Source organism: Streptomyces sp. NPDC050508 (assembly GCF_040655155.1).
Lineage (GTDB): Bacteria > Actinomycetota > Actinomycetes > Streptomycetales > Streptomycetaceae > Streptomyces.
Genome location: NZ_JBFAJJ010000006.1, coordinates 142,055 through 158,304, shown reverse-complemented (window position 1 = coordinate 158,304; position 16,250 = coordinate 142,055). Strand labels below are relative to the sequence as shown.

The 16,250-nt window shown below is 70.2% G+C and carries 15 protein-coding genes; 6 read left to right on the top strand and 9 right to left on the bottom strand.

Annotated elements, in window-relative coordinates:
* Window positions 1–18: 18 nt before the first annotated feature.
* The 6 genes from AB0I69_RS18950 to AB0I69_RS18925 form a co-directional block, all read right to left on the bottom strand.
* Window positions 19–1,140 carry an LOG family protein gene (locus tag AB0I69_RS18950; RefSeq protein WP_363096783.1) on the bottom strand — a complete coding sequence of 374 codons (1,122 nt, stop codon included), beginning with the start codon at window positions 1,138–1,140 and terminating at the stop codon, window positions 19–21.
* A gap of 25 nt (window positions 1,141–1,165) precedes the next feature.
* Window positions 1,166–1,573: a VOC family protein gene (locus AB0I69_RS18945; RefSeq protein WP_363096782.1), complete on the bottom strand. Its 408-nt coding sequence runs from the start codon at window positions 1,571–1,573 to the stop codon at window positions 1,166–1,168.
* A 63-nt stretch (window positions 1,574–1,636) separates the two neighbouring features.
* Window positions 1,637–2,977, bottom strand: coding sequence for a hypothetical protein (locus AB0I69_RS18940; protein ID WP_363096781.1), 1,341 nt, complete (start codon window positions 2,975–2,977; stop codon window positions 1,637–1,639).
* A complete protein-coding gene (locus AB0I69_RS18935) occupies window positions 2,959–3,699 on the bottom strand; it encodes an ATP-binding cassette domain-containing protein (RefSeq protein ID WP_363096780.1) in 741 nt (246 codons plus the stop codon). Before AB0I69_RS18935 ends, AB0I69_RS18940 begins: the two co-directional genes overlap by 19 nt.
* 206 nt (window positions 3,700–3,905) lie before the next feature.
* Window positions 3,906–5,285, bottom strand: a complete 1,380-nt coding sequence (locus AB0I69_RS18930) for an aspartate aminotransferase family protein (protein ID WP_363096779.1) — start codon at window positions 5,283–5,285, stop codon at window positions 3,906–3,908.
* On the bottom strand, window positions 5,270–5,785 hold the full coding sequence (locus AB0I69_RS18925; RefSeq protein ID WP_363096778.1) for an Lrp/AsnC family transcriptional regulator: 516 nt from the start codon (window positions 5,783–5,785) through the stop codon (window positions 5,270–5,272). The genes AB0I69_RS18930 and AB0I69_RS18925 overlap by 16 nt, the downstream gene beginning before the upstream one ends.
* 165 nt (window positions 5,786–5,950) lie before the next feature.
* On the opposite strand from AB0I69_RS18925, the gene AB0I69_RS18920 reads away from it, so the two are divergent.
* On the top strand, window positions 5,951–7,390 hold the full coding sequence (locus tag AB0I69_RS18920) for a gamma-aminobutyraldehyde dehydrogenase (RefSeq protein ID WP_363096777.1): 1,440 nt from the start codon (window positions 5,951–5,953) through the stop codon (window positions 7,388–7,390).
* A gap of 74 nt (window positions 7,391–7,464) precedes the next feature.
* Here AB0I69_RS18920 and AB0I69_RS18915 read toward each other — a convergent pair whose 3' ends face one another.
* Window positions 7,465–8,019 (bottom strand): hypothetical protein, encoded by a 555-nt coding sequence (locus tag AB0I69_RS18915; RefSeq protein ID WP_363096776.1) that lies wholly within the window; start codon window positions 8,017–8,019, stop codon window positions 7,465–7,467.
* Window positions 8,020–8,144: 125 nt separating this feature from the next.
* Between AB0I69_RS18915 and AB0I69_RS18910 the strand changes: the two genes are divergently transcribed.
* Together AB0I69_RS18910 and AB0I69_RS18905 are read left to right on the top strand one after the other, a co-directional pair.
* Window positions 8,145–8,801 (top strand): response regulator transcription factor, encoded by a 657-nt coding sequence (locus AB0I69_RS18910; protein ID WP_363096775.1) that lies wholly within the window; start codon window positions 8,145–8,147, stop codon window positions 8,799–8,801.
* A complete protein-coding gene (locus tag AB0I69_RS18905; RefSeq protein ID WP_363096774.1) occupies window positions 8,798–10,069 on the top strand; it encodes an ATP-binding protein in 1,272 nt (423 codons plus the stop codon). Before AB0I69_RS18910 ends, AB0I69_RS18905 begins: the two co-directional genes overlap by 4 nt.
* A 3-nt stretch (window positions 10,070–10,072) precedes the next feature.
* Here the strand turns inward: AB0I69_RS18905 and AB0I69_RS18900 are convergent, their stop codons facing one another.
* Window positions 10,073–10,918: an alpha/beta hydrolase gene (locus tag AB0I69_RS18900; RefSeq protein WP_363096773.1), complete on the bottom strand. Its 846-nt coding sequence runs from the start codon at window positions 10,916–10,918 to the stop codon at window positions 10,073–10,075.
* Between the two features lie 101 nt (window positions 10,919–11,019).
* Complete coding sequence (locus AB0I69_RS18895; protein WP_363096772.1) at window positions 11,020–11,724, bottom strand: alpha/beta hydrolase; 705 nt, start codon at window positions 11,722–11,724, stop codon at window positions 11,020–11,022.
* 161 nt (window positions 11,725–11,885) lie between these two features.
* On the opposite strand from AB0I69_RS18895, the gene AB0I69_RS18890 reads away from it, so the two are divergent.
* The 3 genes from AB0I69_RS18890 to AB0I69_RS18880 all read left to right on the top strand — a co-directional run bounded on the left by AB0I69_RS18890 (window position 11,886) and on the right by AB0I69_RS18880 (window position 16,235).
* Window positions 11,886–12,866, top strand: a complete 981-nt coding sequence (locus tag AB0I69_RS18890) for an Lrp/AsnC family transcriptional regulator (protein ID WP_363096771.1) — start codon at window positions 11,886–11,888, stop codon at window positions 12,864–12,866.
* Between the two features lie 175 nt (window positions 12,867–13,041).
* On the top strand, window positions 13,042–14,664 hold the full coding sequence (locus tag AB0I69_RS18885) for an amidohydrolase (RefSeq protein WP_363096770.1): 1,623 nt from the start codon (window positions 13,042–13,044) through the stop codon (window positions 14,662–14,664).
* A gap of 68 nt (window positions 14,665–14,732) precedes the next feature.
* Window positions 14,733–16,235, top strand: coding sequence for a carboxylesterase family protein (locus AB0I69_RS18880; RefSeq protein ID WP_363096769.1), 1,503 nt, complete (start codon window positions 14,733–14,735; stop codon window positions 16,233–16,235).
* Window positions 16,236–16,250 lie beyond the last annotated feature (15 nt).

The following is a 16,250-nucleotide window of genomic DNA, read 5'->3' as shown; positions in this document are numbered from 1 at the left end:
GTTGCCTTTACTCGCACTTTAACCTTCGAGACGTTTCAGTGCCTCCGGAGCCTCCTCGATCCGGTCAACGAGGGCGATACGGGCCTCCATTGGCCGTTCCCGGGCAAGTGCACGCAGCAGCGGCCACGTCGGCAGGCGTTCCGTCCAGTGCTCCCGGTTCACGAGCACCATCGGCGTGGGCTCGCCGCGCGACTCGTAGTAGTTCGGCGTCGCGTTGTCGAAGATCTCCTGTACGGTCCCGGCCGCGCCCGGCAGAAACACCACACCCGCGTTCGAGCGGGCCAACAGGCCGTCCTCGCGGGTGGCGTTGGCGAAGTACTTGGCGATGTGCGAGGCGAAGGCGTTCGGCGGCTCATGGCCGTAGAACCAGGTCGGGATGCCGATCGAGTGGTTGCCTTTCGGCCAGCGGGTGCGGACCTCGAAGGCGCGCTGCGCCCAGTCGGTGATGGAGGGGCTGAACGACGGGGAGGAGGCGAGGAGTTCGCATGCCTCCTCCAGCATGGCGTCGTCGTACGGCGCCGCGTACGCGCCCAGGTTCGCCGCTTCCATCGCGCCCGGTCCGCCGCCCGTCGCCACCGTGTACCCGGCGCGGCTCAGCTCACGGCCCAGCCGCGCGGCACCGCCGTAGGCCTCCGTCCCGCGGGCCATCGCGTGGCCGCCCATGACGCCCACCACCCGTGCGCCGCGCAGGAGTTCGTCGAGGGCGTCGGAGATGGAGTCGTCGTGGACGGCGCGCAGCATCGAGGCGTAGACGTCACCGTCGGCCTTGGTCTGCTGGAACCAGGCGTACGCGAGCGCGTCCGGAGTGTGCTCGTACCCCTTGTCGAGCGAGGCGAACAGGTCGTCCGGCGTGTAGAGACGGCCGCGGTAGGGGTCGAAGGGGAGATGTGGGACGGGCGGGAAGACCAGGGCGCCGTCGGCTCGGATCTTCGCCGCCGCCTCGTCGCGCATCGGGCAGCCGAGGAAGACGGCGCCCGAGGCGTCCGTGGTGAGCAACTCCCTTGTACGGTCCGTCAGATCGACGCCCTGGACGCGGTATCCGGCGAGAGTGCCGCGGGACGAGACGGTCGCGTCGAAGTCCTCGACCGTCTCGATCTCGCGTTCGTCGTGGTGGGCCGCATGGGCCGGGCTCGTCTGCACCAGCCCATGCTAGGCACCGAGTTGGTCAGCTCTGGACGGCCGCCGGGTCCATCCACACGATCTCCCAGGAGTGGCTGTCGAGGTCCTCGAAGGAGCGGCCGTACATGAATCCCTGGTCGTTGATGTCGTCGTTGGCGGTACCGCCCGCCGCGACCGCCTTGTTCACCAGCTCGTCGACCTTCTCGCGGCTCTCGGCGCTGAGACACAGCAGTACCTCGCTGGTCCCGGCCGAGTCGGCGATCTCCTTCTTCGTGAAGTCGCTGTAGCGCTTCTTGTTGAGGAGCATCACGATGATCGTGTCGCTGATCACGACGCAGGTGTTGTCGTCGGAGCTGAACTGGGGGTTGATCGAGTAACCGAGCTCGGTGAAGAACTTCCTCGACGCGTCGACGTCGTTCACGGCCAGGTTCACGAAGATCATCTGCTGGTACATGCGGGGCCTCTCCCATCGGGCGTGCGTGCTATTCGGTGGGTAGACCGGTGGCCGGCGCGAAACTCATCGGCCGGCCAGCGGCAGAGCCGCCAGCTCGGCCACGAACAGGGTCAGCGGGAGGAACAGGGCGAGCAGCGCGCCCGCGCGGAGGGCGGCGGCGCTGCGCAGCATGGTGGCGGGGGCGCCGAGGCGCAGCAGCGCGGCCGTGGTGTCGGCGCGGGCGTGCTTGGCCTCCAGGGCGGCGGTCAGCAGCGTCGCCACCGTGCAGCCGGTGACCAGGAGCCCGCCGAGGGTGGTCAGGGGACCGAAGGACGGGGCGTCCGCGTCGTAGAGCGCGGTCATCGCGAAGCCACCGGAGGCCACCGCGCAGACCACGCCCAGCGGGCGCCCGATCCGGGTCGCCTCCTCCATCAGGACCCGCCCGGCCAGCAGGCGCAGGGCACCCGGGCTGACGGACTGCAGCAGCCGCCCGCAGAGATGCGTGAGCCCGGGCCCGGCCAGCGCCAGGCCGATCGCCGTCAGTACCCAGCCGACCAGCACACTCGCGGGCCCGTCCGCGATCCCGCCGGGCAGGGACAGCCCGCCGCCGTCCTTCGCCCGGCTCGCGTACGCCTCCACGGCGAGCCCGGCGGCCAGCACCGCGACACCCCAGGGGAGGCCTCGGGGCGCCTCACGGGGGGCCGCGGGGCGGGACGGGTCGGCGGCGGGTGCGGGGACGGGGGCGGGCTCGGGCTGTTCGGCGGTGCCGTCCTCCGGCGCGCCACGGCGGCCGTCGCCGCGCAGACGCGCGCCGAAACGGCCGTACGTCCCGAAGGTCTCCTGCGCGCCCGAGCGGCCGTACGCCCCGAAGCGGCCGTACGACCTTGCCGGGCCCTTCTCGGAGGCGGGGCGGATGTCCCGGGGCCGTAGGACGAGTGCCACGGCCAGGGAGGCGATCAGCGGGACGAGGGACAGCAGGGTCAACGCGGCGGGTAGGGGCAGGGGCTGGTTCGAGGCGAGGAACTCCGCCGCCGCTCCGTCGAAGGGCATGCCCGTGAGGTCGCCGCGGAGGTGGAGGAAGAAGAGCAGGGCCAGCATGGAGCCGAGGGTGCAGGCCAGCGCGGTCGTGGTCGCCGAGATCGCCATCAGGCGGCCGGGGCCGAGGCCGATCGCGGAGAGGCCGGGGCGGGGTTTCGTCGCCGGGTCGGTGCGGGCGACGGCCACCGCGAAGTACACGGTGGCGGCGATCGGGGTCGCGCACCAGGCGAGGCGGAGGGCCGCGGCGGCGGGGGAGTCGGGGTGGCCCATCGCGTAGCCGAGGGTGCAGAGGAGGAGAAAGCCCGTGCCCGCCGAGGCCACCGCGACGAGCAGGCGGCGCAGTTGGACGGCGGGGTGCGAGCCGCGGGTCAGACGGAGAGCGAGCACGCGGCCCGGCCTTCCGTCTCAGTGACGGGGGGAAGGTGAACCGTGTTCACACGGCGTCCGTCGAGGAGCGACACCGTGCGGTCCGCGAGGGCCGCGGTCTCCGCCTCGTGGGTCGCGAGGACGACCGTGATGCCGTGCGAGCGGGCGGCCGTCGTGAGCGTGCGCAGGACCTGGGCGCGGTCCGCGCGGTACAGCGGGGCCGTCGGCTCGTCGGCGAACAGGACCGTCGGCGCCGGGGCCAGCGCGCGGGCGATCGAGACGCGCTGGCGCTCCGCCTGGCGCAGTTCGTGCGGGCGTTTGCGGGCGTGGTCGCCGATGTCCAGGCGGTCCAGCCACTCCAGGGCGGCGGTCTTGGCACGGCGGCGGCTGGTGCCGCGCAGCATCAGGGGGAGGGCCGCGTTCTCCCAGACGTTCAGCTCCGGGACGAGCACGGGCGCCGGGTCGATCCAGCCGAAGCGGTCGCGGCGCAGCCGTTCCCGGGTGAGCGGGCCCATGGTGTGCACGGGCACGCTGTTGAACCAGACCTCGCCCCGGCTCGGGCGCTGCAGACCGGAGAGGCAGCGCAGCAGGGTCGTCTTGCCGCTGCCGCGCGGGCCCATGACGGCGAGGATCTCGCCCTCCCGGACGCCGAGCGAGACACCGCCGAGTGCGGGCGTGCCGTCGTGGTGCTGGAAGTGCAGGGCACGTGCCCAGAGCACGTCGTTGTCCGGCGGGGCCACCATGCGCGTACACCTCGTTCAGATCCGTTTTCCCGTGTCGCATCCCCCGTCCGGGGGAACGAAGAGGGGGCCGATCGGTCACTGGCACGCTAAGGAGCGGTCGGCGGGAGCCCGGACAGCACACGGCCCCGGGCCGCCGTTTCTCACTCGAACGGCGGCGCCGGGGCCGGTGTTGATCATCCAGAAGGAAGATCGGAACCTACGGACGATCAGAGCTTGGTCCAGGCCTCCGTCAGCACCTGGCGGACGATGCCCTCGATCTCGTCGAAGGTCGACTGGTCGGAGATCAGCGGCGGCGACAGCTGGATGACCGGGTCACCGCGGTCGTCGGCGCGGCAGTACAGGCCGTACTCGAAGAGCTTCTTGGAGACGAAGCCGTAGAGCACGCGCTCCGACTCCTCGTCCGTGAAGGTCTCCTTGGTGGCCTTGTCCTTCACGAGCTCGATGCCGTAGAAGAAGCCGTTGCCGCGGACGTCGCCGACGATCGGGAGGTCGTGCAGCTTCTGCAGGGTCTGCAGGAAGTTGGCCTCGTTGTCGAGGACGTGCTGGTTCAGGCCCTCGCGCTCGAAGATGTCGAGGTTGGCGAGGCCGACCGCCGCGGAGACCGGGTGACCGCCGAAGGTGTAGCCGTGCAGGAAGGTGTTGTCGCCCTTGTAGAACGGCTCGGCCAGGCGGTCGGAGATGATGCAGGCGCCGATCGGGGAGTAGCCCGAGGTCATGCCCTTGGCGCAGGTGATCATGTCCGGGACGTAGCCGAACTTGTCGCAGCCGAACATCGTGCCCAGGCGGCCGAAGGCGCAGATGACCTCGTCGGAGACCAGGAGTACGTCGTACTGGTCGCAGATCTCGCGCACGCGCTGGAAGTAGCCGGGTGGGGGCGGGAAGCAGCCGCCGGCGTTCTGCACCGGCTCCAGGAAGACCGCGGCGACGGTCTCCGGGCCCTCGAAGAGGATCTCCTGCTCGATCTGGTCGGCGGCCCAGCGGCCGTAGGCCTCCGGGTCGTCGCCGAAGAGCGGGGCCCGGTAGATGTTGGTGTTCGGGACCTTGTGCGCGCCCGGGACCAGCGGCTCGAACGGGGCCTTCAGCGCCGGGAGTCCGGTGATGGACAGGGCGCCCTGCGGGGTGCCGTGGTAGGCGACCGCGCGCGAGATGACCTTGTACTTGGTGTGCTTGCCCTGGAGCTTGAAGTACTGCTTGGCGAGCTTCCAGGCGGTCTCGACGGCCTCGCCGCCACCGGTGGTGAAGAAGACCTTGTTCAGGTCGCCCGGCGCGTAGTGGGCGAGACGCTCCGCAAGTTCTACGGCCTTCGGGTGGGCGTACGACCAGATGGGGAAGAACGCCAGCTCCTGCGCCTGCTTGGCGGCGGTCTCGGCCAGCTCGGCGCGGCCGTGACCGGCCTGGACCACGAACAGACCCGCGAGACCGTCGAGGTAGCGCTTGCCCTTGTCGTCGTAGATGTAGGTGCCCTCACCACGGACGATCGTGGGAACGGGCGCGTTCTCGTACGAGGACATGCGGGTGAAGTGCATCCACAGGTGGTCGTACGCGGTGCGGCTGAGGTCCTTGCTCACGGTTATCGGGTTCCCCACATGTAGGTCTGCTTCTTGAGCTTCAGATAAACGAAGCTCTCGGTGGAGCGCACGGCGGGCAGCGCCCGGATGCGTTTGTTGATGACGTCCAGCAGGTGGTCGTCGTCCTCGCAGACGATCTCGGCGAGGAGGTCGTACGAGCCCGCGGTCATCACCACGTACTCCACTTCCGGCATGGCCGTCAGCGCGTCCGCCACGCTCTCGACATCGCCCTCGACGGTGACGCCGACCATCGCCTGTCTGCGGAAGCCCACGGTGAGCGGGTCCGTGACGGCGACGATCTGCATGACGCCCTGGTCGAGCAGCTTCTGGACGCGCTGGCGCACGGCCGCCTCGGAGAGGCCGACGGCCTTGCCGATCGCGGCGTACGGCCGGCGGCCGTCCTCCTGGAGCTGTTCGATGATGGCGAGGGAGACGGAATCCAGGTGAGGAGTGCCGTTCCTGGACTCGCGGGAGTCCCTGGGTTCTGCGCTGCGACTGGCCACGGCTTCACTGTGCACGACGTCTCGACAGTTCCGCAAGGCCGCTTCGATGAAATTCGTTGTCTACGTGGTCAAGACTTGCGGATTTCGCAGCATTGACGCGCTCGGGGGTGTTGAAAACGTGGGCCGGGCGATTAGGGTGGGTGTCTCAGTGATTGGACACCTGAACTTGGAGGGCCGGCAGTGAGCACCGAACTGCGTCGTCTGCGCAACTACATCGACGGTGAGTTCCGGGACGCCGCCGACGGACGGACCACCGAGGTGGTCAATCCCGCGACGGGTGAGGCGTACGCGACCGCGCCGCTGTCCGGGGCGGCGGACGTGGACGCCGCGATGGCGGCTGCCGCGGCGGCCTTCCCGGCCTGGCGGGACGAGACTCCCGCGGCGCGGCAGCGGGCCCTGCTGAAGATCGCGGACGCGTTCGAGGAGCGGGCCGAGGAACTGATCGCGGCGGAGGTGGAGAACACCGGCAAGCCGATCGGGCTGACCCGGTCGGAGGAGGTCCCGCCGATGGTCGACCAGGTCCGCTTCTTCGCGGGTGCCGCCCGGATGCTGGAGGGGCGCAGCGCGGGCGAGTACATGGAGGGCATGACCTCCATCATCCGGCGCGAGCCGATCGGCGTCTGCGCGCAGGTCGCGCCCTGGAACTACCCGATGATGATGGCGGTGTGGAAGTTCGCCCCGGCGCTGGCCGCGGGCAACACGGTCGTCCTGAAGCCGTCGGACACCACCCCCGCCTCCACCGTCCTGATCGCCGAGATCCTCGGCTCGATCCTGCCCAAGGGCGTCTTCAACGTCGTCACCGGCGACCGCGACACCGGCCGCCTGATGGTCGAGCACCACACCCCGGCGATGGCCTCCATCACCGGCTCCGTGCGCGCCGGCATGTCGGTCGCCGAGTCCGCGTCCAAGGACCTCAAGCGGGTCCACCTGGAGCTGGGCGGCAAGGCCCCCGTCGTCGTCTTCGAGGACACCGACATCGCCAAGGCCGTCGAGGACATCTCGGTCGCGGGCTTCTTCAACGCCGGCCAGGACTGCACGGCGGCCACGCGCGTGCTCGTCCAGGAGGGCATCCACGACGAGTTCGTGGCCGCGCTCGCCAAGGCCGCCGCCGAGACGAAGACCGGGCAGCCGGACGACGAGGACGTGCTCTACGGCCCCCTCAACAACCCCAACCAGCTCAAGCAGGTGACCGGGTTCATCGAGCGGCTGCCCGCGCACGCGAAGGTGGAGGCGGGCGGCCAACGGGTCGGTGAGGTCGGCTACTTCTACGCCCCGACCGTCGTCTCGGGCCTCAAGCAGGACGACGAGATCATCCAGAACGAGGTCTTCGGCCCCGTCATCACCGTCCAGTCCTTCACGGACGAGGCCCAGGCCATCGAGTGGGCCAACGGTGTCGACTACGCCCTCGCCTCGTCGGTGTGGACGAAGGACCACGCGCGGGCGATGCGGCTGTCGAAGGCGCTGGACTTCGGCTGCGTGTGGATCAACACCCACATCCCGCTGGTCGCGGAGATGCCCCACGGCGGCTTCAAGAAGTCGGGCTACGGCAAGGACCTCTCGGCCTACGGCTTCGAGGACTACACCCGCATCAAGCACGTCATGACGTCGCTCGACGCGTAGCTGTTCCCAGCACAAGTGCGCGGCCCCGGACGGGAGTTCACCGTCCGGGGCCGCGCTGTTCCCCCTCCGGATGGTCAGGCGTGCTCGAAGGCGCGGGTGAGGGAGGGCAGTTCGGAGGTGAGCTTCCCGGGCTTGCCCGGCTTGCCGGGGGTCGGCAGCGGCGGCAGGTCGGCCGGGTCCGGGAAGGCGATACCGGCCTTCTCCAGTACGGGTCCACAGGTGGCGACGGCCTTCTTGTAGCCGACCGTCGTCGGGTCGAAGTCCCCCTTGGCGACCTTCACTTGAAGGGTGACGTGCCCCGCCGAGTCCCTGGCCGCGTGGAAGCCGGGGAAGACGGTCTGCCCCTGCCCGCGCATGCAGCGGGCGAAGCGGCCGTTCGCGGTGTTGAGATCGCCCGGCGCGTGCGAGGTCGGGTGGTAGGCGACCGCGAAGGCAACGGGCCGGGGAGACGTGAAGTGTTTGCCGTCCGTGCCCTTCGCCGTGGTCACGCCGGAGCCGGAGGCAACGGTCGTATGCGGCACGGTGGTTGTCGTGCCGGACGCCTGCGCCGCCGTCGTGCCGAGTGCGGCGGCCGACAGTACGGCGATCCCGAGGGCGAGCCGCTGCGGCCTGGTCGCCAGAGCGCGCATGGTTCCTCCTGCTGATGGTCTGCGGGTGGTGCGGGGACGGGACCCACACAACCGCCCGACCGGTTACGCCACGGGAACGGCCGCCCTTATATCCGTGTAACCGCCCGCCCGCCACACTGACGGCCATGCGTGTGCTGGTGGTCGAGGACCACGAAGAACTCGCCGAGACCGTGGCGGCGGGACTGCGCCGCGAGGGCATGGCGGTCGACCTCGCGTTCGACGGCCCTACGGCCCTGGAGCGGGCGGAGATCAACGGCTACGACGTCGTCGTACTCGACCGCGATCTGCCCGGCGTCCACGGCGACCAGGTGTGCCGGACGCTCGCCGCCGGGGACAGCCGGGCGCGGGTGCTGATGCTCACCGCGTCCGGGACCGTGGCCGACCGGGTCGCGGGGCTCGGGCTCGGCGCGGACGACTATCTGCCCAAGCCGTTCGCGTTCACCGAACTCGTCGCCCGCATAAGGGCGTTGGCGCGCAGGGCGCAGCCCGCGCTGCCGCCGGTCCTGGTGCGCGGGGAACTCCGGCTCGACCCGGCGCGCCGGGAGGCCACCCGGGCCGGTTGCCAACTGCCGCTCAGCCCCAAGGAGTTCGCCGTACTCGAACTCCTTCTCGGCGCGCAGGGAACGGTCGTGTCCACCGAGGAACTCCTGGAGCGGGCATGGGACGAAGCCGCCGATCCGTTCAGCCAGACCGTGAAGGTGACCGTCAGCAGACTGCGCCGCAAGCTGGGGGAGCCGCCGTTGGTGGAGACGGTGGACCGGGCCGGGTACCGCATCCGATGAGGGCACGGGTTCTGCTGCGGCGGCTGCACGGGCCGCGCACCGTCCGCTGGCGCCTCACCCTCCTCTACAGCGCGCTGTTCGTGGCGGCCGGCGCGCTCCTGCTGACCTTCGTGTACCTGCTCGCGCAGACCACCGGGGGTGTGTCCGCCACCTCAGGGGAGAGCACCCGACTGGTCGGCGGTGTGCCCGCCGTGAACGCACCGACCCTCACCGCCGTCGTCCAGGCCGCCCGCAGCGACCAGTTGCACCAACTCGTCGTCTACGCCGTCATCGCGCTCGCGCTGATGACCGTGGCCTCGCTCGCGCTGGGCTGGCTGATGGCCGGCCGGGTGCTGTCGCCGCTGCGCACGATGACGGCCTCCGCCCGCCGTATCTCCGCCGACAACCTGCACGCGCGGCTCGCGATGCCGGGCCCGGACGACGAGTTGAAGGCGATGGCGGACACCTTCGATGCCGTACTGGCCCGGCTGGAGGGCGCGTTCGAGGCGCAGCGGCAGTTCGTCGCCAACGCCTCGCACGAACTGCGCACCCCGCTCACGCTCCAGCAGGCGATCGTGGATGTCACCCTCGCCGATCCGGACGCCTCCGCGCAGGTCCTGCGTGCGGCGCTGGCGCGGGTCCGGGCGGCTGGGCAGGAGCAGGAACGGCTGATCGACGCGCTGTTGACGCTGGCGCGCAGTCAACGGGGGCTGGAGGCGAGGGAGTGCGTCGATCTCGCGGCGGTCGTACGGGACCGGCTGTCCGAAGTGGACCTGGCCGATGGGAGCTCGTCCGATGCGCGCTTGCCGGACGCGGCCCCGCGTGTCGAGGTCCGGCTCGAATCCGCTCCCGTGCTCGGCGATCCGCAGCTCATCGAGCGGCTGGTCGTCAACCTGACCGACAACGCCGTACGGCACAACCTCCCGTCGGGAGACGGGAGTTGGGTGAGTGTCTGGACGGGGCTCGATGCGTCGGGCCGGCCCGGTCTGCGGATCGAGAACAGTGGGCCGGTGATCACGGTCGACCAGGCGGCGGGGCTTTTCGAGCCGTTCAGGCGGCTGGGCGCGGAGCGGGTCGGAAAGCGGGACGGGCTGGGTCTCGGTATGTCCATTGTCGCGGCGGTCGTGGCCGCGCATGGGGGTCGGGTGTGGGCGCGGACGCGTCCGCAGGGCGGGCTGGTGGTGGAGGTGAGCCTGCCGGGGTACGGCCTGCCGCTGTCCCCGGTGCCCGCCGGGGAGAGTGCCCCGGTCCGTGGTGGTGGACCTGGTGGACCGGGGCGTTTGTCGTGAGTGTCAGCCGACCGACTTGGCGGCGTCGATGATGAGTTCGGCGACGATCCTGGGGTGACTGATCATCACGACGTGGGAGGAGCCCGGGACTTCGACGATCTTGCGGGCGTTCGCGCGGTGGTACATCCAGCGTTCGCAGGCCGGGGGGATGGCCTTGTCCTGGCCGGCGACGAGTCCCCACACCGGGATCGTCTTCCAGGCCGCGGCTGTGGTCGGGTAGGTGAATGAGTCGGCGTCGAACGGCCGTTGTGTGGCCTGGAGGATGTTGAAGTCGGCGGTGGGTATGTCGGCGGCGAAGGCGGCTTGGCCGTCCTTGCTGAGGTAGAGGTCGGTTCCGGTGGTGCCGTCGGCCTTCGTGTACGGGACCGGGACGCTGACCGGTCCGACCTCGCTGCCGGGGTACTTGGTGATGAGTTCGCCCTGCGTCTCGCCGATGTCGGGTACGAACGCGGCGACGTAGACCAGCGCCTTGACGTTGGTCTTTCCGGCGGCGGCGTTCGTGATGACGGTTCCGCCCATGGAGTGGGCGACCAGGACGACGGGTCCGGTGACGGAGTCGAGCAGGCTCGCGATGTAGGGGGCGTCGGTCGGGATGCCGCGCAGCGGGTTCGACCCGGCGATCGTGGTGTAGCCCTTGTGCTGCAACTCCTTGATGGTGGCGTTCCAGCAGGACGAATCGGCGTAGCCGCCGTGAACGAGGACGATCGTCGGCTTCACCTTCGACTTCTCCTTGTCATGGGTGGCCGTCGCTGCGGCGGCCGTTCCTTCTGAGCCGGCTGTCAGGGCCGCCGACCCGGCCAGCGCCGCTCCGGCGGCCAGCACCTTGCGGCGGGGAACTTCGGTACTCATGGGACTCCTCACGCACGGGGGTTGGGGGAAAGGGTGAGACGGAGACTTCGCCGCTGAACTGCTATGCAAGGACGGCGTCCTTCGGGTGTGTGCCACGTCTCCTATCGGCCGGAGAGTGTCTGAGCCGCCTCGTGGATGACGGCCGCCACAGCGGTGGGTTCGGACACGTAGACGGCGTGGCTGCCCGGTGTCTCGGTGACGGTGGCGCCGGCGCGCTCGGACATGGCGCGCTGGGCCGTCGGCGGGATCATGCGGTCGTCGGTCGCGACCAGGTACCAGGACGGCTTGGTCCGCCAGGCCGCTTCGGTGACCACGCCACCCAGCGCGGCGAGGCCCCAGGGAACCTGCGAGTCGGCCATGAACGCCGCCAGCTCCTCGGGCACATCCGCGGCGAACGAGGCGGCGAACTTGTCGCGGTCCAGGAACAGGAAGCCGTCCCGGGGCGGCAGGATGGGCGGCACCGGGTCCCCGGGCGCGGGGTCGGCGATGAGGGTGCCCACCGACTCGCCCTTGTCAGGGGCGAAAGCGGTGATGTAGACGAGGCCCGCGACCTTCTCGTGGTTGCCGGCCTCGGTGATCACGGCGCCGCCGTAGGAGTGGCCGACCAGGAGCGCCGGGCCGTCCAGGGCATCAAGGAGCTGGTGGGTGGCCGCGACGTCGCCCCCGAGGGAGAGCGTCGGGTTCTGCACGACACTGACGCGGTATCCCTGCCTGCTCAGGATGGTGTGGACGCCCTGCCACCCGGAGCCGTCCACGAAGCCCCCGTGGACGAGGACGATGTTCTTGGGTTGCGGGTTCTCGCTCATCACTTCTCCTGTGTCATCGAATGTCATCGAACGGATGAGGTCGCCCGGCATTCCCACAGCCCTGACGACAGCACTGTCTTACGGGCTTCCGTCAGGTCCGCACACACATAGGGAGGTCGGACACAGGAAAACCGACACAGCTGAGCCATACGATGCAGATCATGCGACATGAACTCGATGAAACGGACCGCCGCATCGTGGCTGTCCTGCTCGCGTCGCCCCGTGCCTCCTGGCGCGAGGTCGCCCACTGCCTGGAACTGTCGGAGCGCACTGTCGTACGCCGGGTCGCTCCCCTGTACGCCGACGGGACTCTGCGTGCCACCGTGGTCCGCAACCCCACCCACATCCCCGGCGTCATCCCCATCTCGCTGCGCATCCACTGCCGTCCCAACAAGATCCGGCACGTGGCCGACGCCCTCGCCCACCGCAGCGACACCATCTGGGTCGACATCCTCGGCGGAGGCGACGAGATCTCCGCCGTCTTCTTCCTCGACGGACCCGAGGCCCGCAACACGCTTCTCCTGCGCGACCTGCCCGCCACAGACGCGGTGAACTCCTGGACCGCCCAGACCCTGCTGCGCGTCTTCCCCAACGCGTTCCGCTGGACCGCCGGCCTGCTCACCCCGGAGGAGTCCGCCCGCCTCGCCCCCGCCCCGCTCGTCGCCCCGCCCGCCCCACTCGCCCTGGACACCGCACTGATCACAGCCCTGACCGAGGACAGTCGCGCCACCTACACCGACCTCGCCCACCGCGCCGGCACCACCGCCCTCACCGCCCGCCGACGCCTCGACGCACTGGTAAGCGGCCTCGTCGTACGCCTGGCCACCGAGGTGGATCTCGCCCTGCTCGGCATCCACGCCGAAGCCCTGCTGTGGATCACCGTGCAGCCCGGCGCACTCCAGGAGACCGCTCAGACTCTCAGCGCCCACCCCCAAGTCCGGTTCACCGCGGCCACGACCGGACCCGCCAACCTGCTGATCACCCTTGCCGCAACCGACCTCGACGCCCTCTACACCTTCCTCACCACCACCATCGGCACCCTGGATCAGATCGTCGCCGTCGAGATCACCCCGCTGCTCGCGACCGCCAAACGCACCGGCCTCATCCGCCGGGCCACACCGTCGAAAACGGGCGGTGGATGATCGATCGGCCGTATCCAGGCCGTGTCCCATGATCTGCATGACAGGGCGCTTCCGTGACATGTTTCCTGCGTCCTGTACCGCTGGACATGTGCAGGTCGGCAGAAGGCCCGTATGACGGTGTTCTCGCGAAGCCGCGAAGGCTGAGGGACGGACGCGTTGAGAACGGGAGATGGACATGACTGATCACGGTGCCGATCTACTGATCCGGGCCGCGGCGGTGCACACGCTGCTGCCGGGGCAGCCTCCCCAGCGGGCGCTGGCGGTGCGCGGGGACCGTATCGTCGCCCTGTCGCCCGACCCGCACGGCCTCGATGACTGGGTGACCGGGCGCACCACGGTCCACGATCTGCCCGGGGCCACGGTGCTGCCGGCCTTCGACGACACCCACACCCATCTGATCTTCGCCGGATTCAGCGCGCACGACGTCCCGGTCCACCAGGCCCACGACATCCCCGAGTTCCTGGATCTGATCCGGCAACGGGCGAAGGCGACCCCCGAGGGCGAGTGGATCCGCACCACCACCAACTGGCAGGAACTCAACCTGGCGGAGCGGCGGATGCCCACCGCCGCCGAGCTGGACCAGGCCACCGACCGCCACCCGGTCCTGGTCAAGCGCGGCGGCCACAACGACGTCGTCAACAGCTACGCGCTGCGCCTGGCGGGCATCACCGAGGACACCCCCGTACCGCCGGGCGGCGTCATCGGCCGCGACGCCGACGGCCGGCTCAACGGCCGGCTGATCGACAACGCCATGGGGCTGGTGGAGCGCCTCGTCCCCGCGGAGGACCAGGCCCGGCAGATCGACGGGCTGCGCATCGCCAGTGGCCAGTACGCCGCCACCGGCATCGGTACCGTCCGCGACTGCATGGTCTTCCCCGAGCACTACGCGACCCTGCTGGCCGCCCGTGAGGCAGGGGCGCTCAGCACCCGGGTACGCGCACTGATCTCGGCGTTCGGCCGGACCAGCACGGCCGAGATCGAGGACCTCCTCGACACCATGGAGGACTGGCGCTACAACGCCGACCCGTGGCTGCGGGTGTGGGGCGTGAAGTTCGGCCTCGACGGCGGGCTGGAGGCCGGAGCCACGGAAGAGCCCTACGCCTGCGACCACGCCTTCTCCGGCATGCTGACCTGGGAGCCCGACGCGCTGGCCGAGGCGGTCGAGGCCGTGGTCCGCCGCGGCTGGCGAGTCGGCACCCACGCCTACGGCGACCGCGCCGTACGCATCCTCCTCGACGTCTACGAACGCGTCCTCGCCCGCAACCCCGGACTGCCCGCCGGCACTCTCGTCATGGAACACGGTGGCCTGGCCGGCCCCGAACAGCGCGCCCGCGCCGTCGAGTTGGGCATCCCCGTCACCATCCAGCAGCCACTGCTGCACGACACCGCCGAGGTCGAGCGGGAGTACTGGGGCCCGGAACGGGTCGCCGCGCTCTTTCCCGCCCGGGGCTGGCTCGACCAGGGCGCGCAGATCACCGCCGGATCTGACTTCCCCGTAGGGCAGTTCGGCGCCATGCGCTCCGTCTGGGGCATGACCACCCGTCAGACCGTCATCGGTGTCCAGGGACCCGAGCACGCCATCGCCTACGACGAGGCCGTCGCCCTGCACACCGTCAACGCCGCCCGCCTGTGCGGCGATCAGGACCTGCGCGGCACGCTCACGCCCGGCCGTCTCGCCGACCTCACCATCTGGGACCGGGACCCCGCCCACTGCCCGAGCGACGCCCGACGCGACCTGAACCCCACGCACACCCTGCTGGGCGGCCGTCTCGTGCACGGCCCGAAGTCCACCGGCTGACCTCGGCTCCTCCGACAGTCGGCGCATCGGCACGAAGCACACCGAGAAGGACCGAGAAGGGAAGCATCATGAATGACTCGACAGCAGGCATTCAGGTCGCCACGACAAACGGCCTGGTGCGAGGCGCACACCAGGACGGGCTCGCCGTCTTCAAGGGCGTGCCCTTCGCCGCGCCCCCGGTCGGCGACCTCCGCTGGCGCCCCGCTCAGCCCCACCCGGGATGGGCCGGTGTCCTGGACGCCACAGTTGCCGGGCCGAGCGCACCCCAGCCCTATGCGGAAGGCGGAGACCCGATCTTCGGCGCTCATGTCTTCCCGCCCTTCGACGAGGACTGTCTGACCCTCAACGTCTGGACACCGGCTGCCGACAGCGCCGCGCGGCCGGTCCTGATCTGGATCCACGGCGGCGGGTTCGTCGCGGGATCCGCCAACGAGCCCTTCTACGCCGGCGACACCTTCGCCCGCGACGGGGACCTAGTCGTGGTGACGATCAACTACCGGCTCGGAGCGCTGGGTTTCCTCTATTTCGGGGCCGAGCACGGCGGTTCGGACACGGAACCCGGCAACTACTGGCTCACCGACCACATCGTGGCCCTGCAATGGGTCCGGGACAACATCGCGGCCTTCGGCGGAGACCCCGACAACATCACCATCGGCGGACAGTCCGGCGGCGCCTACTCCGCGGTCGCGCTCGCCGGGCACCCGCAGGCCAACACCCTCTTCCACCGCGCCATCCTGCAAAGCACACCCTTCGGTTTCACGCTCCCGAACCGCACCGAATCCCAGCGGATCACCGCCTCGTATCTGGACATCGTCGGCGTCAAGGACCTCGACGAACTGCGCCAGGTCCCCTGGACCCGCCTGATCGAGGCGTGGCCAGAGCTGTTCGAACGCTCCAACAAGTGGGGCTACTTGCCGGTGCCGATCAAACCGGTGCTCGACGGCGTGACCATGGCCCGCGATGCGGTGGAACTGGTCCTCGACGGAGCCGCACTCGACATCGACATCCTGATCGGGTGGACCAGGGAGGAGGCCAACCTCCTGGCTGTCCTCCCGATGTACGTCGACGCGACCCGGGAGCAGGTACTGGCCCGCGCGGCCGAGTCCTTCGGCGACAGGGCCGCCGAGGTCTACGCCGCCTACGAGGCCCGGCGCCCGGGTGCGACGCCCCAACAGGTCCTCATGGACCTGCTTACCGACGAAAGGATCGTCGCGCCGGCCATCGAGGTGGCCGAGACGCGGGCCGCCCGCGGGCGACCGGTGTGGGCGTACCGCTTCGACTACCCGACCCCCGCGTTCGACGGCCGACTGGCCGCCCCGCACGGCCTGGACCTGCCGTTCGTGTTCGACAACTTCGACAACTGGTCCCACGCACCCCTGGTCGAGGGCATCGCATCACCGGCCCGGGACGGCGTGTCCGCGGCGATGCACCAGGCCTGGGTCTCCTTCATCCGCACCGGAGACCCCAACCACGCCCAACTGCCCAAGTGGGAGCGCTACACCGAGGACAGGCCCACGACGATGCGATTCGACACCGTCAGCGCACCCACCGAGAACCCGCGAGAGCTCTGACTTCCCAGTGCCAGG

Excerpts from the sequence above, each read along its gene's own strand:
- AB0I69_RS18945 (WP_363096782.1), bottom strand. The coding sequence starts at position 1,573 with ATGTACCAGCAGATGATCTTCGTGAACCTGGCCGTGAACGACGTCGAC.
- AB0I69_RS18935 (WP_363096780.1), bottom strand. The coding sequence starts at position 3,699 with ATGGTGGCCCCGCCGGACAACGACGTGCTCTGGGCACGTGCCCTGCAC.
- AB0I69_RS18915 (WP_363096776.1), bottom strand. The coding sequence starts at position 8,019 with ATGCGCGCTCTGGCGACCAGGCCGCAGCGGCTCGCCCTCGGGATCGCC.
- AB0I69_RS18910 (WP_363096775.1), top strand. The coding sequence starts at position 8,145 with ATGCGTGTGCTGGTGGTCGAGGACCACGAAGAACTCGCCGAGACCGTG.
- AB0I69_RS18905 (WP_363096774.1), top strand. The coding sequence starts at position 8,798 with ATGAGGGCACGGGTTCTGCTGCGGCGGCTGCACGGGCCGCGCACCGTC.
- AB0I69_RS18900 (WP_363096773.1), bottom strand. The coding sequence starts at position 10,918 with ATGAGTACCGAAGTTCCCCGCCGCAAGGTGCTGGCCGCCGGAGCGGCG.
- AB0I69_RS18895 (WP_363096772.1), bottom strand. The coding sequence starts at position 11,724 with ATGAGCGAGAACCCGCAACCCAAGAACATCGTCCTCGTCCACGGGGGC.
- AB0I69_RS18890 (WP_363096771.1), top strand. The coding sequence starts at position 11,886 with ATGCGACATGAACTCGATGAAACGGACCGCCGCATCGTGGCTGTCCTG.
- AB0I69_RS18885 (WP_363096770.1), top strand. The coding sequence starts at position 13,042 with ATGACTGATCACGGTGCCGATCTACTGATCCGGGCCGCGGCGGTGCAC.
- AB0I69_RS18880 (WP_363096769.1), top strand. The coding sequence starts at position 14,733 with ATGAATGACTCGACAGCAGGCATTCAGGTCGCCACGACAAACGGCCTG.